Here is a 21,366-nt window from a genome sequence, read left to right as displayed (position 1 = left end):
CCACTCGCGCCGCGTGGCACCGCCGTGGGGAGCGGGACCGGCGCGACAATGCCTGCAGCCCCCGACCGCATTTCGTAAGGAGAGCCATGGCCGCCGCGCCCGATGCGCACATCACGGATATCGACGTCAGCGCCGAGATGGAGACGTCTTTCCTGGAGTACGCGTACTCGGTCATCTATTCGCGGGCGCTGCCCGATGCGCGGGACGGGCTCAAGCCCGTGCAGCGTCGCATCATCTACTCGATGGGCGAGATGGGCATTCGTCCTGACCGCGCGCATGTGAAGTCCTCGCGGGTGGTGGGCGAGGTCATGGGAAAGCTCCACCCGCACGGAGACGGCGCGATCTACGACGCCTTGGTGCGGATGGCGCAGCCCTTCTCGCTGCGGTTGCCGCTCGTCGACGGTCACGGCAACTTCGGATCGCTCGACGACGGGCCCGCAGCGTCGCGATACACCGAAGCCCGCATGGGACCGGCCGCGCGCGCGATGCTCGCGGACCTGGATGAGGACGTCGTCGACCTCGTTCCCAACTACGACAACAAGCTCACCCAGCCCTCGGTGCTGCCGGCGGCGATTCCGAACCTGCTGGTCAACGGGGCCTCGGGCATCGCGGTGGGCATGGCGACCAACATGGCGCCGCACAACCTGGTCGAGGTCGTGTCCGCCGCCCGTCACCTGCTCGCCAATCCCAAGGCGGACCTCGACGAGCTGATGCGTTTCGTCCCCGGGCCCGACCTGCCCGGTGGCGGCAAGATCGTGGGCCTGGATGGCGTGCGCCAGGCCTACGAGACCGGCAAGGGCGCGTTCAAGACGCGCGCGACGAGCCGCATCGAGAAGGTGACACCTCGGCGACAGGGAATCGTCGTCACGGAGCTGCCCTATCTGGTGGGCCCCGAGAAGGTGATCGAGAAGATCAAGGACGCGGTGTCCGCGAAGAAGCTCGAGGGCGTCACCGCGGTCACGGATCTCACCGACCGCAAGCACGGGCTGCGTCTCGTGATCGAGATCAAGAACGGCTTCAATCCCGAGGCCGTGCTGGAGCGGCTCTACAAGGTCACGCCCCTCGAAGAGTCGTTCTCCATGAACAACGTCGCCCTCGTGGCAGGCGAACCCCGCACGCTCGGCCTCAAGGAGATGCTGCAGGTCTGGGTCGACCACCGCATCACCGTCGTCAAGCGCCGCTCCCAGCACCGTCTCCAGGCCCGCAAGGACCGCCTGCACCTGGTCGACGGACTCCTGGTCGCCATCCTCGACATCGATGACGTCATCCAGATCATCCGGTCCTCGGAGGACGCGGGCGAGGCGCGCGAACGCCTCCGGACCGCGTTCGACCTCTCCGAGATCCAGGCCGACTACATTCTCGAGCTCCGCCTGCGCCGGCTCACCAAGTTCTCGCGCCTCGAACTCGAGAACGAGAAGGCCCAGCTGCTCGCCGAGATCGCCGAACTGGAGGAGATCCTCGAGTCCCCCACCCGCCTGCGCGAGGTCGTGGGGCTCGAGATGGACGCCGTCGCCGCCGAGTACGGCACCCCGCGCCGCACCATCCTGCTCGCCGAAGCGGGAGTCGTCTCGTCTGCCGCCTCCGCACCGGGCGCATCGGCCGCCGCGCCGCTCGAGGTCGAGGACACGCCCTGCTACGCGCTGCTGTCTGCGACCGGACTGGTCGCGCGCACCGCGGACGACACGCTGCCCGCGCGCGACGGACGGCGCAGTTCCCACGACGTGCTGCGCGCGGCGATTCCCGCATCGGCCCGTGCCGACGTGGGCGTGGTGACCACGCAGGGGCGCGTCCTGCGCCTCTCCCTCCTCGAGGTGCCTGCGCTCGCACCGACCAGCGAGCCGCCGTCGCTTGGAGGCGGCAGCCCCATCGCGGAGCTGGTGTCTCTGGACAAGGGCGAGGAGGCGGTGACTCTGGTCCCGCTGAGCGCCGAGACTCCCCTGGCGCTCGGCACTGCCGCGGGCATCGTCAAGCGGGTGAAGCCTGAACCTGCTCCCAACAAGGACGCGTGGGAGGCGATCGCACTTCAGGACGGTGACGTGGTGGTCGGCGCTGCGCTCGCCCCCGACGACGCGACGCTCGTGTTCGTCGCCGACGACGGTCCGCTGCTGCACTTCTCCGCAGAGAAGGTGCGCGCCCAGGGACGTGCTGGGGGCGGCATCAGCGGGATCAAGCTGACCCCTGGCCGGCGCGCCGCCTACTTTGGCGTCGTGGACAGCCCGGCCGATGCAGTGGTCGTCACCATTGCAGGGTCGTCGACGGCGCTGCCTGGCACCACGCCCGGGTCGGCCAAGGTCACCCCCTTCAGTGAGTACCCGGGCAAGGGCCGGGCGACTGGCGGGGTGCGGGCGCATCGGTTCCTGAAGGGAGAGGACGCGCTGATGCTGGCGTGGGTGGGCACGGCTCCCCCACGCGCGACGTCGGGTGCGGGCCAGCCGGTGGAGCTGCCGGCAGAGCCGGGACGACGCGACGGCTCTGGAGTGCCGCTGAAGGCCCCCGTCCACGGCATCGGTTGACGACGCGCGGGCGAGGTGCTCGCTAGTGGTCGAAGGCCCACTCGCGGTCGGTGACGAGCTTGGCGCTCACCAGGCCCACCATGATGGACAGCACCACCAGGATGACCTGCAGGATGCCTGCGGTCGCCGCGGCGAAGTCACCGCCGTTGAGGGCGACGAGTGCCTGGTGAGCGGAGACGCCGGGAATCATCACCAGGACGGCGGGCACCGACAGCGTGATCACCGGGAACCGGCCTCGCCACGATGCCGCGGCGGCGAGCACGCCGACCACGAGGCAGGCGACGGCGGTGGCCGCCTGGACGGGAACGTCGGCGTCGATGGCCGCCATGCGCATGGTGTTCGCCACCATGCCGATGGCCGCGGCGGTGACTCCGATGCGCCACGGACTGTTGAACATGAAAGCGAAGCCGGCCACCCCCACTGCGGACGCCACCGCCCAGATCACCAGCTGCCACGCCAGTGAGATCTCGGCGTCCACGCGCGGGCCCGTCGACAGGCTAGACAGCAGCGACACCGCCCAGACGCTGACGCCCGCGGCCATGGTGATCATGGTGCCGAAGGCGATGCGTTGGATCCCGGACTGGAGGTCCATCTTCGCCATGTCGAGCGCGCCAGTGATGAGTGCGAACCCTGGCAGCAGGAACAGCACAGAGGAGATGTAGCCCGCGGCGTGGGTGTCGAGCGCGGCCCCCGTCGAGTTCAGGATCGCGATACCCGACACGTAGACGAGGGCGGCGATCGCCGCGCCGGCCAAGGTCGTCCCGAAGGGGTTGAACCCCCGGTGGTGGAGGATGCGCCGGGTGAACTGGCCGAGCGCGGCAGCGATGAAGACCGCCGCGACCTCCCAGGGCATGGCGTGGTTCAGGACGGCGAAGGCGGCGCAGGCGACACCGGCGAAGGACGCGTTCGCGAAGTCCGGGTACAGGCTTCCCCGCTCCTCGATCTCATCGAGCGCCCGGTGAATCTCGGTCGCGGTGGTCCGCTCCGGGAGGGTGCGTCGGAGCCTGTCGAGGTGGGCGAGCCGATCGCTGTTGACGGAGAACGAACGGTTCTCCGCCACCTCGGTACGGAAGATGCGGCCCCGGTGCGACGTCGCTGCGATGTCGGTCAGCGCGACTTGATTGACATGCGTGTCGACGCCGAGCGATGCCGCCACCGCGCGCATCGCCTGCTTGACACGGTAGCTGGCAGTCCCTGCAGCAAGCATCAACCGGCCGGTGCGGATGATCGCGCCCGACTGCTCGATCAGCGAGACCGGCTCGAGGGACTCTTCAGGGTCGACGACCGCCCGCACCTGGGTCTCGTCGATCTCGTGCTCGGGAGTGTCCGCGGAGTCTGTCACGACGTCATTGTGTCGCACGTGCTCGGTGAAGGGCCAGGACCAAGAGTCCGTGTCCGGACACCACCGGCGTCAGTGGCGCACAGGTCCTGCGGTCAACCGCGCATCGGCGATGGCCTCCCACTGCCGCGCACGCCTGCGCGCCTCGAGCACGACGCCGCCGCTCGTGATCGCTGCGGTCGCCGCCACAGCGGTCGCGCCACGCTTGCCCGAGAGGCCAAGGGCGAGGGTCGCGACCGAACTGACGAGCGCCATTCCGGCGACTCCGACGTAGGAGCGCGCGTACGCCTTCATCTCTGCGACTGCGGCTGCATCATCACACGCCAGGATCGCGTCGGTGTCTCGTGACGTCATTGGCACGGGTCCCAGAGGCGACCGGCCCATGTCCGGAAGACCTGCGTCGCGTTCGAGGTACAGGGGCACGCCCCACGTGGCGGCCGCGTCGAGGGTTCCCATGTGTCGTCTCCTTGGATGGTGGCGAGAGTCGCTGGCGTCGCACCGGTGCGCGCTTCTGGGCCAACGCACGCGAGCAGGGGGTTCTTCCCTCGCGCACGGTCCCAGGTCGCTGGTCAGCCCTCGACGAGCTCCGCGAACACCACCACGTTGTCGTCGAAGTGGCCGGTGCTGGAGTCGAACTCGCCGCCGCACGTGATGAGGCGGAGCTCGGGAGCGTCGGTGTTCGCATACACCGCCACCGTAGGGAACTCGTCCTTGGGGTGCTGCTCGAGCCTGGTGACCTCGAAGTCGAGCTCGTTCCCGTCCGCCTGGCGCACGCTGAACACATCGCCGGTCTCGAGCTCAGTGAGCCGGAAGAACACCGACGGATCGCCGTTCCAGCTCACGTGTCCCGCGATCACGGCTGGGCCCACGCCACCGGGTCGCGGCCCGCCCGCGAACCACCCCGCGAGGTCGGTGTCGACGGGCGTCGCGAGGCTGCCGTCATCGAGCGTCCCCAGCTGCTCAAGATCGGTCTCGACCTCGATCTGCGGGATCGTCAAGGCGACGGGCAGCGCCTGCGCCGGTCGTTGCTCGACCTCCACCTCCGGTGCGGCCGATGCGGGCGCGGGCACAGCAGGCGCCGTCACCGCCGCCGGGTCTGGCGAGGGAGCGGCAGCGCTCGGCGCGGTGGGCGACGCGGCGAGCGGCGGGGGTGCGTCGACCTGCAGCGCCTCCACGGCGACGGCGGTGGCTCCCATGGTCAGCAGCCCACACGCCACCGCAAGGCTGAGCGCAGTGCGTGGTGTCATCGTCCGTTTCCTCCTGAGTCCCCGATGGCCGGCCCGAACCCGCCATACGGCGAGCCCGGGCCAGCGGTCTGTGGGTAGCGGGCGGCTACTGCTGCACGCGGCGGCGGCTGTACGCGGCGAAACCGAGACCAGCCACGGCGGTGGCGGCGGCGGCAGAGCCGAACACCACGGCCGTCGAGGTGTCCGCGGCCGCGTCGCCGGTGTCGACCCCACCGATCGGGGCCGCCGACTGCGCGTCGCCGAACTCACCGCAGGCGGCAGGGATGGTGGCCTCGAGCGGGAGCGAGTCGTCGAGCGAGGAGCGTGCCTCGCCGTCGTACTCGCCCGAGCCATCGATGTCGAAGCCGTGCTGAACGAGGTGCATGTTCGTCAGCGAGCCGGCGATGTCCTCTGACACCTCGAAGGTCCGGCTGTAGTCGAGGTTGCCGTCGGCGTCCGCGACCGGGAAGCGGTCCACTGCGAGTGCGGAGTCGCCGGAGGTATCGCCCTCGGTCGTGAGCGAGACCATGACGCCGCCGTAGAGGGAGGCGGCTTCGACAGTGCTGAGGAGGCCATCGCCGTCCTCGTCAAGCTCATCGACATCCCCCGGGGTGGGGCACATGAACTCGGTGCCGTCCGTCGCACCGTGCAGATGCTGGGCGTGAGGAGCGTCGGGCGTGAAGCCTGTGCCCTCGATCTCGACGCGGACCGTGGTGCCGTCGACGGTGACCATCGCGGTCGACTCGGCGCCGGAGCCGTTGAGTTCGTCGAGCGTCGCGTTGTATCCCTCGGCAGCCACGGCGCCCGAGGCACCCGCCGCAATGATCGCGGCAGTTCCCGCCGCTACGAGAGTGGATCGCAGAATCCTCATGTTGCTTCCTTCCGTCGAGGACCGGCAATCTGCCGGACCTTCCCGGAAAGCCCGCCGCCGCGCCCCATTGACGCCGCTGCAAGGACTCTCCACCCAGGGTTCGCCCGGGCCGGAGAGGTGGATTGGTCGGACTGCTACATGTCGATGCGCGCGGCGTCGAGCGAGTCGGCGCCCGCGACGATGAAGTCGCGCCGGGGCGCCACCTCGTTGCCCATGAGGAGCTCGAAGACGCGTTCGGCGCCCTCCGCGTGTTCCGCAGTGATGCGACGCAGCATCCGGTGCGCGGGGTCCATGGTGGTCTCCGCGAGCTGGTCCGCGTCCATCTCACCCAGACCCTTGTAGCGCTGGATATCGTCCTTGTAGCGGCGCCCAGAACGCTTGAGGTCGCGCAGGGTCTCGTTGAGCTCCTTCTCGGAGTACGTGTAGATGTACTCCTTCTCCCGCCTGGGCGACCCCATCACTTCGACACGATGCAGAGGCGGCACGGCCGCGTAGACGCGGCCGGCGTCGACGAGGGGACGCATGTAGCGGAAGAACAGCGTGAGCAGCAGGGTGCGGATGTGCGCGCCATCGACGTCCGCGTCCGTCATCAGGATGATCTTTCCGTACCGCGCCTGCTCGAGGTCGAAGCTGCGCCCCGAGCCCGCACCGAGCACCTGGATGATGGACGCGCACTCGGCGTTGTGCAGCATGTCCGTCACGGACGCCTTCTGCACGTTGAGGATCTTTCCTCTGATCGGCAGCAGCGCTTGGAAGTCCGACTGACGCGCGAGCTTCGCGGTGCCAAGTGCCGAGTCTCCCTCGACGATGAACAGCTCCGAGTGCTCGATGTCGTTGGACCGGCAGTCCGCGAGCTTGGCCGGCAGTGAGGAGGTCTCGAGCGCATTCTTGCGTCGCGAGATCTCCTTCTGCTTGCGCGCCGCGATCCGCGCGCGCATCTCGGCCACGATCTTCTCGAGGACGGTGTTCGCCTGCGCCTTGGTGTCGCGCTTGGACGAGGAGAGGATGGCCATCAGCTCCTGCTCCACCACCTTGGAGACGATGCCGCGCACCGGCCCCGTGCCGAGCACCTCTTTGGTCTGCCCCTCGAACTGGGGCTCGGGGATACGCACGGTCACGATGGCGGTCAGACCCGCCATGATGTCGTCCTTCTCCACTCGCTCGGCGCCATCCTTGCCCGTGAGCTTGAGGCGCCGAGCGTTGGTCTCGATCACCTTGCGCATCACCTTGGTCAGGCCCGCCTCGAAGCCCGCGTGGTGCGTGCCGCCCTTCGGTGTGGCGATGATGTTGACGAAGGACCGCACCTCGGTGTCATAGCCGTTGCCCCAGCGCAGGGCGACGTCGACGAGGCAGTCGCGTTCGATGTCCTCCGACACCAGCGTGCCGTCGTTCTTGAGCACAGGCACGGTCTCACGGAACGTCCCGGAGCCCTTGAGCTCCCACGTGTCGGTGACCGCGACGTCGTGCCCGATGAAGTCCACGAAGTCCTTGGGCCCGCCGTCGAACTTGAAGCTCTCCTCAGTGGGCTCGAGCGGGTTGCGCTCGTCGCGCACCTTGAGCGTGAGCCCGGGCACGAGGAAGGCGGTCTGACGCGCGCGGGCGATGAGGTCCTCGAACGTGAACTGCGCGCTCTTGTTGAAGATCTGGCGATCCGCCCAGTAGCGGATGCGTGTTCCAGTGCGTCCCTTGGGGACCTTGCCGATGGTGTCGAGCTTCGATCCGGTGACGAACGGCGCGAAATCGGAGTCCGGGCCGGGACCAGCGGCCGGATCACTCCACTGCCCAGGCTCCCCGCGCCTGAAGGCCATGTGGTGCGTGGCACCGCCGCGGTCGACCCACACGTCGAGACGCTCGCTGAGCGCGTTCACCACGGAGGCGCCGACGCCGTGGAGGCCGCCGGAGGCGGCGTACGAGCCGCCGCCGAACTTGCCGCCCGCGTGCAGCTTGGTCATGACGACCTCGACGCCCGTCAGACCGGTCTTCGGCTCGATGTCGATGGGGATGCCGCGCCCGAAGTCGCGGACCTCGACCGAGTTGTCGGGGTGGAGGATGATCTCGATCGAGTCACCGTGCCCTCCAAGGGCCTCGTCGACAGAGTTGTCGATCACCTCCCACAGGCAGTGCATGAGCCCCCGGGAATCGGTCGTGCCGATGTACATTCCCGGTCGCTTGCGCACCGCCTCAAGGCCCTCGAGGACGGACAGGTGTCGTGCGGAATAGTCGGATGCAGCCACGGACTCAAGGATAGGTGGAGCCGGTGACGTCGCCGTCGCGGGCGCGCCGCACGGTCAGGGTGGCGGGCTGCCGCGCACGGTCCGGAGCAGGCTCTGGCGGAATCCCTCGCCCCTGCGCCCGGTTGTCCTCGGTGAAGGAGGCCTCCATGACACCTGAGCATCACGTCCAGGCCACACGGTCCGACCGTCTTCGCCAGGTCACCGTCGCGATCGGCGCCGCGCTCGCGATCGTGGGCGCCGCCTGGGGGGCAGGCGCGTTCGGCGGGACGCCCATCGCCGAGGCATCGGGAGGCGCTCTCGCAGCAGACGCCACCCTCCTCGCGCCCGCGCAGCCCGCCTTCGGCATCTGGAGCGTGATCTATGCCGGACTCGCCGTCTTCGCCGTCTATCAGGCGCTGCCTGGCCGCGCCACGGACCCGCGCCTCCGCGCCGTCACGTGGCCCGTGCTCGCCTCCATGGTGCTCAACGCCGCCTGGATTGGCACCGTCCAGGCGGGCTGGCTGTGGGTCTCTGTGATCGTCATCATCGTGCTGGTGGCGGTGCTGGCGAGCATCGCCGTCACCCTACTGCGCATCCCACCGTCGTCGTGGAAGGACCGCCTCACCACGGACGTGACGGTGGGGCTCTACCTGGGTTGGGTCTCGGTGGCGACGGCCGCGAACATCGCCGCCACCGGCCGCAACTCGCTCGGCGCCGCGCCGGACGACGGAACCGCGCTCGCCATCCTGGTGTTGGTCGCGGTCGCCGCTGTTGCAGTGGCCTTCGCCGTGCTCATGCGCGGCAGGCCCGCGCTCGTCGTCGCCACCGGCATCGCAATGGCCTGGGGACTCGCCTGGATCGCCGCCGCCCGCGGCGAGGGCGACCCGCAGAGTCTGACGGTCATGTGGGCTGCGGGGCTTGCCGCCGTTGCGGCCTTCTGCGCACCCTTCGCGGTGTTCGACTTTGCCCGGGACCGGGCGCCCCGGCCACCCGCTCCCGGGCGCCCAGTGCGCTAGTCCGTGGGCCGATTACGGACCGTGGTCATCGCCACGTTGTCGTCCTTGACGAAGAAGCCCAGGTCATCGTAGATCCCGCGGCCCATCGGGCTGGCATGAAGCTCCACCACCTCGATGCCCCGCTTGTCCGTCTCGTGCAGGAGCGCCTCCATCACCAGCCGTGCATAGCCCTTGCGCTGGTGCTGAGGCGCGGTCGAGACCCACTGGACATAGCCCATGTGATGCGCGAGCGCCCCCGGCCGCGGCAGGCGCGGTGCGATGTTGACAAGTCCGCAGCAGGCGAGGCCGCCTTCCGGCGCATCGATCACCATGCCGATGAGGTCGCGACCCAATCGGTCGCGGACCACGCGCGTGGCATCGACGGCCCACATGGGCGTCGGCTTGGCGCCCACGGCCTTATACATGAGCGCGCCGAGATGCACGATCTCGGCCGCGTCAGCCGATGTCGCGAGCCGGACTGCGGACATATCAGCGCCAGATCACGGCGATGGCGATGTTCACCACCGTGAGCACACCGATCAGCATCCAGAAGCGCTCCACCCCCCGGTCGCGCTTCGCGCCCACTTCCGCGAGTCCGGCGATCGCGAGTGCCACGAGCAGCTTCACCGCGATCTTGACGTGGTCAGGCTCGTTGTCGCCAGCGAACGCTACGCCGGTGAGCGCGAGCCCGGTGACGATCTGTGCCCGCGCGCCCCACACCATGACGGCCGTCACGCGCTTGGCCTGCGCGCGGAGCTGGTCGAGCACCGGCCCGAGGATCGCCGCCAATCCAATGAAGTGCAGGATGAGCAGGATGTAGCGCAGGGCGTTCATGGTCTCCGACCTCTCGTGATGACGCCCCCGATGCTATCGCGCCGAGTGAGCAGGTCGGCGAGAAACGCCCGCGTAGCATGAGCCCCGTGACTCCGCCTCCTGCGCATCGTCGCTCCCCCGCGATCGGCGCCGGTGCCGTCCTCATGGGAGCCTTCCTGTTCGGCTTCAACGGGTCGATGGCGAAGGTCGTCATGCAGGCGGGCATCACTCCCGAGCAGCTCACCTTCTTCCGTGTGCTCGGGACCGCTGTGATCGCGGGTGGCGTGCTCCTGGCCACCGACCGATCACAGTTCCGCCTCCCACGTCGCGAGCTCGCGTGGTTCGCGGCGCTCGGCATCGGCGGCCTCGCGATCGTGCAATGGCTGTACTCGGTCGCGATCTCGCTGCTCCCGGTCGGCGTCGCGCTGCTGTTCGAGTACACGGCAGTCGTGCTGATAGCCCTGTTCGCGTGGGCAGTCTTCAAGGAGCGCGTGCATCCACGCTTGTGGGGCGCCATCGTCGCTGTGCTCGTCGGCCTCGCGATCGTGGCGCAGGTCTGGAACTCTCCGCTGTCTGGCCTGGGTGTGGCGGCCGCGCTCGGCGCAGCCGTCGCGTATGCCTTCTACTTCCTTGGCGGAGAACGCTCCGTGGCTGGCAGGCCAGCGATGGCGGTGGCGTTCTGGACGGGCGCGTTCGCCACGGCGTTCTGGATCCTGCTGTCGCGCTGGTGGGCCATCCCGGCCGGATCGCTCGGTGATCCGGTGTCTTTCGGCGGCAGCCTCGACCACATCGTGGCGCCGATGTGGCTGCCATTGGTGCTCATTGTCGTCCTCGGCGGCTTCGCGCCCTTCACGCTCATCTTCATCTCGCTGCGACACATCAGCGCCACCGCGTCAGGCATTCTCGCCTCGTCGGAAGTGCTGTTCGCCTTCGCCGTGGCGTGGCTGTGGCTGGGCGAGACCCTCAGCGTGGGCCAACTGGTCGGCGCAGCGGTGGTGCTGGCGGGAATCGTCGTGGCCCAGACTGCGCGCGATCGCTCGGAGGAGGCGCCGGCTCCCGAGGGCTTCGGGGCCGGCGTCCCACCGGAGGCGCCGTAGACGCGCCGCCAATCAATCCAGGTAGTCGCGGAGAACCTGCGAGCGTGACGGGTGACGCAGCTTCGACATCGTCTTGGACTCGATCTGACGGATGCGCTCGCGCGTGACGCCGAACACACGCCCGATCTCGTCGAGGGTCTTGGGCTGGCCGTCTGTGAGACCGAACCGCATGCCCACCACACCGGCCTCACGCTCGCTGAGCGTGTCCATGACCTTGGTGAGCTCCTCCTGGAGCAGGGTGAAGCCCACCGCATCGGCGGGCACCACGGCCTCAGAGTCTTCGATCAGGTCGCCGAACTCGCTGTCGCCGTCCTCACCGAGGGGGGTGTGCAGCGAGATCGGCTCACGCCCGTACTTCTGCACCTCGACGACCTTCTCGGGCGTCATATCGAGTTCGCGGGCGAGCTCCTCAGGGGTGGGCTCGCGTCCCAGGTCCTGGAGCATCTGACGCTGCACGCGCGCGAGTTTGTTGATGACCTCGACCATGTGCACCGGAATGCGGATGGTGCGCGCTTGGTCGGCCATGGCGCGGGTGATCGCCTGGCGAATCCACCACGTCGCGTACGTCGAGAACTTGTAGCCCTTGGTGTAGTCGAACTTCTCGACCGCACGGATGAGGCCCAGGTTGCCCTCCTGGATGAGATCGAGGAACAGCATGCCGCGGCCGGTATAGCGCTTGGCGAGCGACACGACCAGCCGCAGGTTCGCCTCGAGGAGGTGGTTCTTGGCGTGGCGACCGTCGTTGGAGATCCACTGCAGCTCGCGGCGCATGGCGGCGGGGATCTTCTCCCCCGTGGCGAGCTTCTCCTCGGCGAACAGGCCGGCCTCGATCCGCTTGGCGAGGTCCACCTCCTGCTCGGCGTTCAGCAGCGCGACCTTGCCGATCTGCTTCAGGTAGTCCTTGACCGGGTCCGCCGTCGCTCCGGCCGTCATGACCTGCTGGACCGGCGCGTCGTCCTCGGCGTGGCCGAGCACGAAGCCAGCCTTCTCGTCGTCCTCCTCAGCGTCCTCGGCGTCCGCGCCCTTGGCGTCCTTGTCAGTAGCCTCGTCTGGGTCCGCGTCCTTGGCCGCCTCGTCCTTGGCTGCGGCCGGTGCGCGACGGCTCTTCGCGGGTGCAGCGGCCTTGGTCGCACGCGGCTTCGTCGTGGCGGCCTTTGCGGGTGCCTTCTTCGCTGCGGGGGTGCCCGCGCTCTCAGTGGTCTCGTCCGCCTCGGTGGCGGACTCGGCTGCCGTCGGGGACGACGCCTTCTTCGCTGCGGGGGTCTTGCGGGCGCTGGAAGCGGCTGCGGTAGTCGTGGCCTTCTCCTTCATGTCGGCCGCCGTGAGGCGGACGCGGGCGAGGTGGTGATGCCCTGTCGGGTGCGGACGCGCGATGCGCCAGCCGTACGTTGTGGGTTCTGCGCGGACTTCCCCGAGCCGCCGAAGCGTTCGGGTGAGGTGGTGGGCACTGCAAACCTCTCGCTTGAGAATCGGGAGCTAGGAGGCTCCTTCCGCCTCGCGCAAATCCATTAAATTATAACGTCGATGTCAAGGCATCCGTTCCCACCGTTCGCCTTCACGTGAGTGAACCGGTACCCGGACGGCGCGTCCACGCGGGGGCGATTCCTGCCTCTGCCACCTCATGCACGAGGCGCGAGAGAGAGTAGCGAGGGTCGCGCCGCAGGGCCGCCTCGGCCGACTGGCGGGCGCCCGGAATGTCCCCCGACCACCACAGCACCACCGCCGCGAGCGCGAGCACGGGAGCCTGCTCGCGACGACGGCCGTGCGCCACCAGCCGTCGGCACCACCGGAGCGACGCCGCCACGGCAGCCTCGCCGGGCGGCTCTCGCCCCGGGTCGCGCATCGCGCCATCCAGTACGTCCGCGACCGCCGGCGATTGGCGGCCGAACAAGGTGTCCGCAACAGCGTCATCCGAGCCGCCGAGCCATTCCACGATGAGTGCGTCGCGCACCCGGACGTCCTGCAGGCCGGCGATGGCGCGGCCGATCTCGGGCGCCCCTGCGTCGAGCGGAAACGACTCGGCACACCTCTGCCAGGCATCGCAGCGCCATGCGTCGAGCCCGCCCGCCCTCTTGCTCCACCAACGGTCGGCCGCTCGCGCGGCACTGCGTCGCCGCGATGGGGCTGCGGGCCCATCTCCGTCATCCGTCAAGGCGTGGGCGAGCGCGCTCGCCGACATCGGGCCGTCCGTCCGGAGCGATCGCCACGGCACCGCGCGACCGCCCACCGGGCAGCACACCGGATCCGCGCACCCGGGGCTGAGGTAGCGGTCACCGTCGCACGCCCACACGTCGAGCCGCTCGACTGAGGCTTCGACCTCGGGGCGAAGTGCCTCGACGGCGGGACACGCGAGCGACACATCGTCGACCGTGAAGGTCACCAGGAAGGCTCGCCTCGCCGATGCGGCCCGCAGACGAGCGGCCATCGTTCGCCCGAGCGAGGCCGCTACCTCGGCGACACCAGCATCGCTGCGGTCGACCCGCAGCGCGGCGACCACCTCGCCAGCGCCGTCCAATCCCACGGCGACCACCGACTCGCGCGGCGTGAAGCCTAGGAGCGCGGGAATGGCCGCGATGAGTTCGCCCGGACCGGTCAGGTGTCGTGTCTGCATGCGTGCATGGTGGACGCGGTAGGCGCCGCCGCGCGCCGCCGTCGGCGGCGAACTGTGGAGTCACGCCGTACGCGCCGGGATGGGGACGCGAGCGCCTAGGCTGATCGCGTGAATGACGAGATCGCACGCTGGAAGTCGGAGACCGACCGCGCCATCGCCGCCGCTCTCGACGAGCAGACGCGCGCAGGTGCCGTGCTCGGTCCGCTCGCGGAGGAGCTGCTCACGCCCCTGCGCGACGTGTCGACGGGGGGCAAGCGCGTGCGCGCGCTGCTGCTGCTGGCGGCCCACGAGTCGTGCGGTGGAACGCAGTCGCACGCGGCCACGGGCGTGGCTGCCGCTCTGGAGCTGTTCCAGACCGCCGCGCTCGTGCACGACGACGTGCTGGACGGCTCCGATACGAGGCGAGGCAGGCCCGCGACGCACCGGCGGGTGGAGGCGCTCCACGACGAACGTGGCTGGCACGGCGACGCGGCCGCGTTCGGCGAGGCGGGTGCGGTGCTTGCGGGGGATCTCGCGCTCATGTGCTGCCAACGGGCGCTGCGAGACGCCCTGACCACGCTCTCTGCTGCGGTCGCACGCTCGGTGTCGGCGCTCTTCTCCGACATGGCGGACATCGTCACCCTGGGCCAGTACGCCGACATGCGTGCGGCCGCGGCCCCACTCACGGCGCTTGGGGACCAGGAGCAGGAGATACGAGACGTGATGAGAGCGAAGACAGCCTCCTACACCGCGGAGTTCCCCCTCGCGCTCGGCGCCGCCATCGCGGGCGCCGATGCGGCGGCGATCGCTGCCATGCGCGAAGCCGGGCTGTCACTCGGCCACGCCTTCCAGCTCCGGGACGACCTGCTCGGCCTCACTGGCTCTCCCGCGCAGACGGGCAAGCCCGCTGGGGACGATGTCAGGGAAGGCAAGCGGACCTTGGTGATGTGGCGAGCGTGGCGTGGCACTGACGACGAGGGACGGGCGGTGATCGCCTCGACCCTGGGAGACCGCACGGCCGCGGATCATGACGTCGAGCGCGTGCTCGACGTCGTCCGTCGCACCGATGCGGTGGCGTGGTCAGAGGCGGAGATCGCCGCCTCAGCGGCCAGCGCACGCGCCACTCTCGTCGCTCAGCGTCCGACGCCCCAGGGCGGCGCCGCGTTGGAGGCGCTGATCACGATGGCGGTCGACCGCACGGCCTGACGTCTACAACTGTGCCTGCGCCGCCCTGCGGACGGGAGCACGACGTCCCTCGCGCATCGCCGCGAGGGGGGTGGTCCCCAACTCCTCCGAAGGCTCGAGCAGCCACCTGAGGATCTCCTCGTCGGAGAAGCCTCCATCGGCGAGCACCGTGATCGTGCCGCGGAGCGTGGGCAGGATTCGCGGGCCCTCGTCGGCCGCTTCGTCGATGAAGCCTTCCGGCAAGTGCCACGCCTGCGAATCGCCGCGCCGCTCGGCCACGAGAGCACGCTCCCGCAGCAGTTCACGCACGCGCGCCGCAGTGATGTCGAGCCGGTCGGCGAAGTCGGGGATAGGAAGCCAGCGATCAGAGTCAGTCACGCACCAAGGCTACAAAGGTTCCGCACCCTTGCGTATCCCCAGGGCCGGAGTTACAGTCACATGAGTCACATATGTCACATCAGCCTCATGCGCCTCAGCTAGGAGAACACCGTGGCCCCGACGTCCCCCTCCGTCCGCACTGCGCGGACCGCAGCCTTCGCCACCGCGGCCGCAATCGCCGCCACGACGTTCGCGGCGATGCCCGCAGCCGCCGACGAACGCCACCGCGTCTCCGACGGTGACACGGTGGGCGCGCTCGCCGTTCGCTACGACTCCACGGTGCGCTCGATCATCGACGCGAACGGCCTGAACTCTCGCGCTGTCATCATCGTGGGCCAGACGCTCACGATCCCCACCGACTCGGACGCCGCCGCAATCACGGCGTCCGGCTCCCACACGGTGGCGCCCGGCGACACCGTGTGGGACCTCGCACGGCGCTACGGCACCACCGTCTCCGCGATCATCACTGCCAACGGCCTTGATTCGCGCGCGATCATCCGCGACGGCCAGAAGCTCGCCATTCCCGGTGGCGGAACCGCGACCCCCGTCTCCTCGACCGTGACGATCGCATCGTCGACGACCGACGCGCTGCGCCACACCGTCGCGGGAGGAGACACCGTCTGGGACCTCGCACGGCGCTACGGCACGTCGGTCTCGTCGATCGTGCGCGCCAATGGCCTCGACTCGCGGGCGATCATCCGCGAAGGCCAGTCGCTGACGATCCCCGGCGCGACCGCCGTAGGAGACGCCCCCGCATCGGCCCCTGCCTCGAGCGTGGCGACCGACAAGAACCTTGCCGAATTCGGAGGCACGACTCAGCAGTACACGGTCGCGTCCGGTGACACCCTCGCGCGTATCGCGACTCGGTTCGGCGTCTCGGTGAGTTCGCTCGTGTCGGCCAACGCCATCAAGAACCCCTCGGTCATCCGCGTCGGGCAGAGCCTCACCATCCCCGGCGGCGTCCCGACGGGACTCGTCGGCGACACCTTCCTGGGCCGCACATACTCCGCGGGAGTCGTCGGCGCCGCCAACCAGAACAAGGCGACTCTCAACGCCATGGACGTCCCGTCGCGAGCCCAGATGCAGCAGATGATCATCACGACCGCGCAGCAGATGGGCGTGGACCCCGCGCTCGCGCAGGCCGTGGCCTACCAGGAGTCCGGCTTCAACATGCGGGCCGTGTCCCCCGCGAACGCCGTGGGCGCCATGCAGGTCATCCCCACGACGGGCGAATGGGCGTCAGACCTCGTGGGCCGTGACCTCAACCTGCTCGACCCCCAGGACAACGTCACCGCAGGTGTCGCCGTGCTTCGCCACCTGCAGCGCGACGGTCGTGCACTCGAGACCGCCATCGCCGGCTACTACCAGGGCGAGTCCGGTGTGCGGAAGTACGGGATGTACGCCGACACCAAGCGCTACGTCGCGAGCGTGCTCGCGCTGAGGGGCCGCTTCTCCTGACCCGCGGCGCACCGTCGACAGACCACCGTCAGCGCCGTTCGACCCGCATACAATGAACCCGTGTCCGAGACCTTGACCGACCCCCTGCTCGGCCGTCTGATCGACGGCCGCTACGAGGTGCGCGAAAGGGTCGCGGCGGGCGGCATGGCCACCGTCTATGTCGCCTTCGACAAGCGGCTCGAGCGCGACGTCGCTCTCAAGATCATGCACCAGCACCTCGCCGCCGACGCGAGCGAGGCGGACTTCGTGTCGCGGTTCCGACGCGAGGCCAAGTCCGCGGCTCGGCTCACCCACCCGGGCATGGTGCGGGTGTACGACCAGGGCGTCGACGGCGATCTCTCCTACCTCACGATGGAGTACGTGGACGGCGAGAACCTGCGTGAGCGCGTCACGCAGGAGGGCACGCTGGCGGTCGGAGAGGCCCTCGCCATCACCGATGCCGTCCTCGACGCTCTCTCAGCCGCGCATCGGCAAGGACTCGTGCACAGAGACGTCAAGCCTGAGAACGTGCTGCTCGATGAGTCCGGAAGACCCAAGCTCGCCGACTTCGGCCTCGCGCGAGCCGTCACCGAGGTCACGAGCACGTCCACCGGCATGCTGCTCGGCACGGTCGCCTACCTGGCGCCCGAGCTCGTCGCCGACGGCGATGCCGACGCCCGCGCGGACGTGTACTCGTGCGGCATCCTCCTCTACGAGATGGTGACGGGGCGTCAGCCCTTCACTGCCGAGACCGCGCTTGGCGTCGCGTCGCGCCACGTCCACGAGGACATGCCTGCGCCATCGGCCACCGTGCCGTGGCTTCCCGTGGAGTTCGATGAGCTCGTCGCCGTCATGACCGCGCGCGACCCTCAGGGCCGCCCGGCCGATGCCGCCGCCGCTCTCGTGCTCGTGCGTCACGCTCGCTCGCTCATCGATGACCCCACTCTCGATCGCCGGGCGGACCCGCCGTCGGGTGCCGTCCCCCTTGCGCACGATGACGGCGCGACGACGGTGCTGTCCGACGCTCCCTCTGGATCGACCATCGCCCTCCCCATCGGATTGGGCGGCGCCGCGGCGCTGGTCGCGGGCGGAGATGCCGAGATCCTGGACGACGACCCGGATGCGATCGAGCCAGAGCGGCCCAACCGCCGCACGGGTTGGTGGATCGGAGCCGTCCTCGCGACTCTCGTCGTGCTCGGCGGCCTGGGCCTCTGGTGGTACACCTCGATCGGCCCCGGTGCCTACACCACGGTTCCCTCGGTGCAGAGCCAGACAGAGGCGGACGCCACCGCGTCGCTCGAAGCCCTCGGGTTCGTGGTGACCACGCAGGAGGAGTTCGACGACGTCATCGCCGAAGGCATCGCGATCGGCACTGATCCCAAGGAGCAGGCACGGCTGCTCAACGGCTCCGACATCACGCTGATCGTGTCCCAGGGCGCTCGCCAGGAGACCATTCCCGAAGTCGTGGGCCTGCAGGAGAGCGAAGCCATCGCAGTGCTGGGCGACGCGGGCTTCCCTGTGGGCGACCCTACGTTCACGCACTCGGACACGGTTCCCGAGGGTGAAGTGACGGCGTCCACCCCCGCGCAGGGCAAGACGGTGCGGCACGACACGAAGGTGTCGCTCCAGCTCTCCGACGGTCCCGCACCGATCACGGTCCCCGACGTCGTCGGGTCGACCGAGGCCGCGGCCATCGACGTCCTGGAGGAGGACGCGCTGGTGGTGACCGTGGAGCGCGGTCGCACCCTCGATGCGCCTCAGGGTGAGGTCTTCCGCCAGAGCCCAGAGGCAGGTGTAGACGGTGTCCGCACCCAGGAGATCACCATCTGGGTCTCGGACGGTCCCCCGCTGGTCGAGCTGGCCGACTACACGTTCAACACCGTCGAGCGTGCTCGTGACGAGCTGGAGGGGCTTGGCTTGACCGTCAACCTCGAGGCTGACAACCCCTGGCCGTGGACCACCCCGGAGTTCGTGGTGGGCCAGCGACCGGCGCCCGGCACGCAGCTCGAGGTGGGCTCCACGGTCACGCTGGTCTACGACAGCTGAGACACGACACCTGACGGGGCGACACTCCCCCGCCGCGCTCCCCACATTCAGCCACGCGGACGGCGGGACCCGAGGCCTCGGGTCCCGCCGTCCGGCTACCGCGCGCTGAGAAGTTCGGACACCTGGAACGCGAGTTCGAGCGACTGCTGGTGGTTGAGGCGCGGATCGACCTTGGTCTCGTAGCGCCGCGCCAGACCCTCATCGTCGATGTCCTCGGTACCGCCCATCACCTCGGTGACGTCGTCTCCCGTGAGTTCGACGTGCATGCCACCGGGGATGGTCCCCGCAGCGCGATGCACCTCGAAGAAGCCGGTGACCTCGTCCAGGATCGTGTCGAAGCGGCGGGTCTTGTACCCCGACTCCGAGGTGAAGGTGTTCCCATGCATCGGATCCGTGAGCCACGTGACAGCGAGGCCAGCGTCACGCACCGCCTCCACGAGTGGGGGAAGCGAGTCGCGCATCTTGTCCGCGCCCATCCGCGCCACGAACGTGAGCCTTCCGGGGACGTTGTCCGGGTTCAGTCGCTCGGCGAGCGCCACGGCATCGGCGCCGGTGGCCGTGGGGCCCAGCTTCACACCGATGGGGTTCGCGATCTTGGACATGAACTCGACGTGCGCGCCGTCCAGTTCACGGGTTCGCTCGCCGATCCACAGAAAGTGGCCCGAGCAATCGTAGGGAAGCCCGGTCCGCGAATCGATGCGCGTGAGCGCGCGCTCGTAGTCCAGCAGCAGCGCCTCGTGGCTCGAGAATAGATCGACGGTCTTCAGCGCATCGAAGTCGCCGCCGGCGGCACCCATGAAGCGCACCGCGCGATCGATCTGCGCCGCCACCTTCTCGTACCTCGCGTATGCGGGATTGGCAGCGAAGCCTTTGTTCCACGCATGCACACGACGCAGGTCGGCAAAGCCGCCGTGCGTGAAGGCCCTGATCAGATTCAAGGTCGAGGCGGACACGTGGTAGGCGTCCATGAGACGCTCGGGGTTGGGGATCCGGGCCTCCTCGGTGAACGCCGACGAGTTGACGATGTCTCCGCGGTACGTCGGCAGCGTCACGCCGTCACGGGTCTCCGTGTCGGCCGAACGCGGCTTGGCGTACTGGCCGGCCATGCGCCCAATCTTGATGACGGGCGTCGAGGCGCCGTACGTCAGGATCACCGCCATCTGGAGGATGGTCTTGATCTTGTTCCGGATGCGGTCCGCAGTCGCCTCAGCGAAGATCTCTGCGCAGTCGCCGCCCTGGAGCACGAACGCGTCCCCGCGGCCTGCGGCCGCAAGGTGGTCGCGAAGCACGTCGGCCTCGCCTGCGAACACCAGCGGGGGAACCTGCCGCAGTCGCTCCGTGGTGCGCGCGAGCGCTTCTTGGTCAGGCCATGCCGGTTGCTGCTTCGCCTCGAACTGCAGGTACGAATCAGCGCCGGCGGCCGCGAGGGCTGCCTCAGTCATCGTCTCAGGCCTGGCCGATCTCGCTCAGGGTGCGCGTGTACCACGGGGTGGTCACATCGAAGGCCTTGTGCCCCGCGATGCGGGGGAACGCGATCGCCTTGAGACGGTCGCCGTCCTCCTCATCGTGGCCGATCACGCCGGACTCGCCGCGCAGCGCGCACTCGACCCCGTAGTCGGTCATGGACTTGATCAGGCGAAGGTCCTGAGTGTTCGCCTTCGCGGACCGCGAGAAGTACCCGGACTTCTGAACCATCACCTTCTCGGCGCCGATGCGCTCGGCGAACTGCTTCGCGAACCACTGGCCCGGGTTGATCTCGTCGAGGCGCACGTGTCCGAACGGGTCACGGGCGACCTCGCCGCCCTCCGCCTCGATCTGCTTGATGATCTCGGGCACGCCAGCGCCCTCCGACAGGAAGATGTTGACGTTGCCGACCTCATCCATGACCGCCTTGAGACGCTCGGCTTCAGCGTCGAGGTCGATCGACTGCTCGGGGAGGTAGAGCCCGTGAATCTCCCAGCGCTCACGCGACAGGCCGATCTCGGGTACGAACTCGAGTCCATCGAGCCACTGGCGGTACTTCAGAGCCGATGCGGCGGTGAGCCATCCGCAGGCGCGCCCCATGACCTCGTGGACGATGAGCATGCGAGGTCCGGAGCGGTGCTCGCCGATGACGTTCTGCGCGAAGACGCTGGCCTGCTCCGCGGCGCTCCACGCTCCGAGCGACTGGCGGATCGGCACCACGTCGTTGTCGATGGTCTTGGGAAGCCCCACGACGGTGAGCTCGTACCCGTTGTCGTGGAGGTACGCGGCGAGGTCCGCGGCGGTGGTGTTGGTGTCGTCCCCGCCGATGGTGTGGAGCACGTCGACGCCATCGGTCTTGAGCTGCTCCGCGGCGACTTCGAGCGGGTTCTGGCCCTCCTGCACGAGTCCGCGCTTGACGCAGTCCTCAGCGTTGGTGAGCTTGACGCGCGAGTTGCCGATCGGCGAACCGCCGAACTCGTGGAGGATCCCGGCCTTCTCCCGCACCGTGTCCGTGACCGTCGTGTACTTGCCCTGCAGCAGTCCCCAGTAGCCGTGCTCGTAGGCGATGATCTCGACCTCGGGAGCGATCTCGGTGTAGCGGCCGATGAGGCCGCCCACTGCGGAGGACAGGCACGGGGCGAAGCCGCCTGCGGTGAGCAGGGCGACACGACGGACCGACATGGTGAACCTTTCGTGGT

The 21,366-nt window shown here is 69.1% G+C and carries 19 protein-coding genes; 6 read left to right on the top strand and 13 right to left on the bottom strand.

Annotation, left to right across the window (positions count from 1 at the left end):
- The first annotated feature begins 86 nt into the window (after positions 1–86).
- Positions 87–2,513: a DNA gyrase/topoisomerase IV subunit A gene (locus AOP72_RS05445; RefSeq protein WP_062133459.1), complete on the top strand. Its 2,427-nt coding sequence runs from the start codon at positions 87–89 to the stop codon at positions 2,511–2,513.
- Between the two features lie 22 nt (positions 2,514–2,535).
- Here the strand turns inward: AOP72_RS05445 and AOP72_RS05440 are convergent, their stop codons facing one another.
- From AOP72_RS05440 to AOP72_RS13535, 6 genes are all read right to left on the bottom strand, one after another.
- Positions 2,536–3,855, bottom strand: coding sequence for a threonine/serine exporter family protein (locus tag AOP72_RS05440; RefSeq protein WP_084631328.1), 1,320 nt, complete (start codon positions 3,853–3,855; stop codon positions 2,536–2,538).
- A 69-nt stretch (positions 3,856–3,924) separates the two neighbouring features.
- Complete coding sequence (locus tag AOP72_RS05435; protein WP_062133455.1) at positions 3,925–4,308, bottom strand: hypothetical protein; 384 nt, start codon at positions 4,306–4,308, stop codon at positions 3,925–3,927.
- A gap of 113 nt (positions 4,309–4,421) precedes the next feature.
- Complete coding sequence (locus tag AOP72_RS05430; RefSeq protein ID WP_062133453.1) at positions 4,422–5,099, bottom strand: class F sortase; 678 nt, start codon at positions 5,097–5,099, stop codon at positions 4,422–4,424.
- Between the two features lie 85 nt (positions 5,100–5,184).
- Positions 5,185–5,949 (bottom strand): hypothetical protein, encoded by a 765-nt coding sequence (locus AOP72_RS05425; protein WP_062133451.1) that lies wholly within the window; start codon positions 5,947–5,949, stop codon positions 5,185–5,187.
- A 134-nt stretch (positions 5,950–6,083) separates the two neighbouring features.
- The gene (locus AOP72_RS05420; RefSeq protein ID WP_084631326.1) at positions 6,084–8,183 is read right to left on the bottom strand and encodes a DNA gyrase/topoisomerase IV subunit B; all 2,100 of its coding nucleotides are present in this window, start codon (positions 8,181–8,183) and stop codon (positions 6,084–6,086) included.
- Between the two features lie 4 nt (positions 8,184–8,187).
- Complete coding sequence (locus AOP72_RS13535) at positions 8,188–8,331, bottom strand: hypothetical protein (protein ID WP_193746361.1); 144 nt, start codon at positions 8,329–8,331, stop codon at positions 8,188–8,190.
- Here AOP72_RS13535 and AOP72_RS05415 point away from each other — a divergent pair.
- Entirely contained in the window at positions 8,330–9,178 is an 849-nt protein-coding gene (locus tag AOP72_RS05415) for a TspO-related membrane protein (protein ID WP_152650258.1), read from the top strand. The genes AOP72_RS13535 and AOP72_RS05415 overlap by 2 nt on opposite strands.
- Here the strand turns inward: AOP72_RS05415 and AOP72_RS05410 are convergent.
- Both AOP72_RS05410 and AOP72_RS05405 read right to left on the bottom strand, forming a co-directional pair.
- The gene (locus tag AOP72_RS05410) at positions 9,175–9,645 is read right to left on the bottom strand and encodes a GNAT family N-acetyltransferase (protein ID WP_062133445.1); all 471 of its coding nucleotides are present in this window, start codon (positions 9,643–9,645) and stop codon (positions 9,175–9,177) included. The genes AOP72_RS05415 and AOP72_RS05410 overlap by 4 nt on opposite strands.
- A 1-nt stretch (position 9,646) precedes the next feature.
- Entirely contained in the window at positions 9,647–9,991 is a 345-nt protein-coding gene (locus tag AOP72_RS05405) for a hypothetical protein (RefSeq protein ID WP_062133442.1), read from the bottom strand.
- 86 nt (positions 9,992–10,077) lie between these two features.
- On the opposite strand from AOP72_RS05405, the gene AOP72_RS05400 reads away from it, so the two are divergent.
- Positions 10,078–11,067 carry a DMT family transporter gene (locus AOP72_RS05400; protein WP_062133439.1) on the top strand — a complete coding sequence of 330 codons (990 nt, stop codon included), beginning with the start codon at positions 10,078–10,080 and terminating at the stop codon, positions 11,065–11,067.
- A 12-nt stretch (positions 11,068–11,079) separates the two neighbouring features.
- Here AOP72_RS05400 and AOP72_RS05395 read toward each other — a convergent pair whose 3' ends face one another.
- Entirely contained in the window at positions 11,080–12,441 is a 1,362-nt protein-coding gene (locus tag AOP72_RS05395; protein WP_062133436.1) for an RNA polymerase sigma factor, read from the bottom strand.
- A gap of 181 nt (positions 12,442–12,622) precedes the next feature.
- Entirely contained in the window at positions 12,623–13,678 is a 1,056-nt protein-coding gene (locus AOP72_RS05390; protein WP_062133433.1) for a DUF4192 domain-containing protein, read from the bottom strand.
- A 108-nt stretch (positions 13,679–13,786) separates the two neighbouring features.
- On the opposite strand from AOP72_RS05390, the gene AOP72_RS05385 reads away from it, so the two are divergent.
- Positions 13,787–14,863, top strand: coding sequence for a polyprenyl synthetase family protein (locus tag AOP72_RS05385; RefSeq protein ID WP_062133430.1), 1,077 nt, complete (start codon positions 13,787–13,789; stop codon positions 14,861–14,863).
- Between the two features lie 3 nt (positions 14,864–14,866).
- On the opposite strand, the gene AOP72_RS05380 is transcribed toward AOP72_RS05385, so the two are convergent.
- Entirely contained in the window at positions 14,867–15,220 is a 354-nt protein-coding gene (locus tag AOP72_RS05380; protein WP_062133427.1) for an Rv2175c family DNA-binding protein, read from the bottom strand.
- A 111-nt stretch (positions 15,221–15,331) separates the two neighbouring features.
- Between AOP72_RS05380 and AOP72_RS05375 the strand changes: the two genes are divergently transcribed.
- Together AOP72_RS05375 and pknB are read left to right on the top strand one after the other, a co-directional pair.
- Positions 15,332–16,678, top strand: coding sequence for a lytic transglycosylase domain-containing protein (locus tag AOP72_RS05375; RefSeq protein WP_062133425.1), 1,347 nt, complete (start codon positions 15,332–15,334; stop codon positions 16,676–16,678).
- A gap of 60 nt (positions 16,679–16,738) precedes the next feature.
- Positions 16,739–18,703 (top strand): Stk1 family PASTA domain-containing Ser/Thr kinase, encoded by a 1,965-nt coding sequence (pknB, locus tag AOP72_RS05370; RefSeq protein WP_062133422.1) that lies wholly within the window; start codon positions 16,739–16,741, stop codon positions 18,701–18,703.
- Positions 18,704–18,798: 95 nt separating this feature from the next.
- Here pknB and AOP72_RS05365 read toward each other — a convergent pair whose 3' ends face one another.
- A complete protein-coding gene (locus AOP72_RS05365; RefSeq protein WP_062133419.1) occupies positions 18,799–20,145 on the bottom strand; it encodes a class II 3-deoxy-7-phosphoheptulonate synthase in 1,347 nt (448 codons plus the stop codon).
- Between the two features lie 4 nt (positions 20,146–20,149).
- Entirely contained in the window at positions 20,150–21,349 is a 1,200-nt protein-coding gene (locus AOP72_RS05360) for a pyrophosphate--fructose-6-phosphate 1-phosphotransferase (RefSeq protein WP_062133415.1), read from the bottom strand.
- Between the last annotated feature and the right edge of the window lie 17 nt (positions 21,350–21,366).

This window comes from Demequina aestuarii (assembly GCF_000975095.1).
GTDB lineage: Bacteria > Actinomycetota > Actinomycetes > Actinomycetales > Demequinaceae > Demequina > Demequina aestuarii.
The sequence above is the reverse complement of the archived record's forward strand: the minus strand, read 5'-3'. Positions and strand labels throughout refer to the sequence as shown.

Bases quoted from the DNA above. Each gene is read 5' to 3' on its own strand.
- AOP72_RS05445 (WP_062133459.1), top strand. From the start codon at position 87: ATGGCCGCCGCGCCCGATGCGCACATCACGGATATCGACGTCAGCGCC.
- AOP72_RS05435 (WP_062133455.1), bottom strand. From the start codon at position 4,308: ATGGGAACCCTCGACGCGGCCGCCACGTGGGGCGTGCCCCTGTACCTC.
- AOP72_RS05430 (WP_062133453.1), bottom strand. From the start codon at position 5,099: ATGACACCACGCACTGCGCTCAGCCTTGCGGTGGCGTGTGGGCTGCTG.
- AOP72_RS05425 (WP_062133451.1), bottom strand. From the start codon at position 5,949: ATGAGGATTCTGCGATCCACTCTCGTAGCGGCGGGAACTGCCGCGATC.
- AOP72_RS05415 (WP_152650258.1), top strand. From the start codon at position 8,330: ATGACACCTGAGCATCACGTCCAGGCCACACGGTCCGACCGTCTTCGC.
- AOP72_RS13535 (WP_193746361.1), bottom strand. From the start codon at position 8,331: ATGGAGGCCTCCTTCACCGAGGACAACCGGGCGCAGGGGCGAGGGATT.
- AOP72_RS05410 (WP_062133445.1), bottom strand. From the start codon at position 9,645: ATGTCCGCAGTCCGGCTCGCGACATCGGCTGACGCGGCCGAGATCGTG.
- AOP72_RS05405 (WP_062133442.1), bottom strand. From the start codon at position 9,991: ATGAACGCCCTGCGCTACATCCTGCTCATCCTGCACTTCATTGGATTG.
- AOP72_RS05390 (WP_062133433.1), bottom strand. From the start codon at position 13,678: ATGCAGACACGACACCTGACCGGTCCGGGCGAACTCATCGCGGCCATT.
- AOP72_RS05365 (WP_062133419.1), bottom strand. From the start codon at position 20,145: ATGACTGAGGCAGCCCTCGCGGCCGCCGGCGCTGATTCGTACCTGCAG.
- AOP72_RS05360 (WP_062133415.1), bottom strand. From the start codon at position 21,349: ATGTCGGTCCGTCGTGTCGCCCTGCTCACCGCAGGCGGCTTCGCCCCG.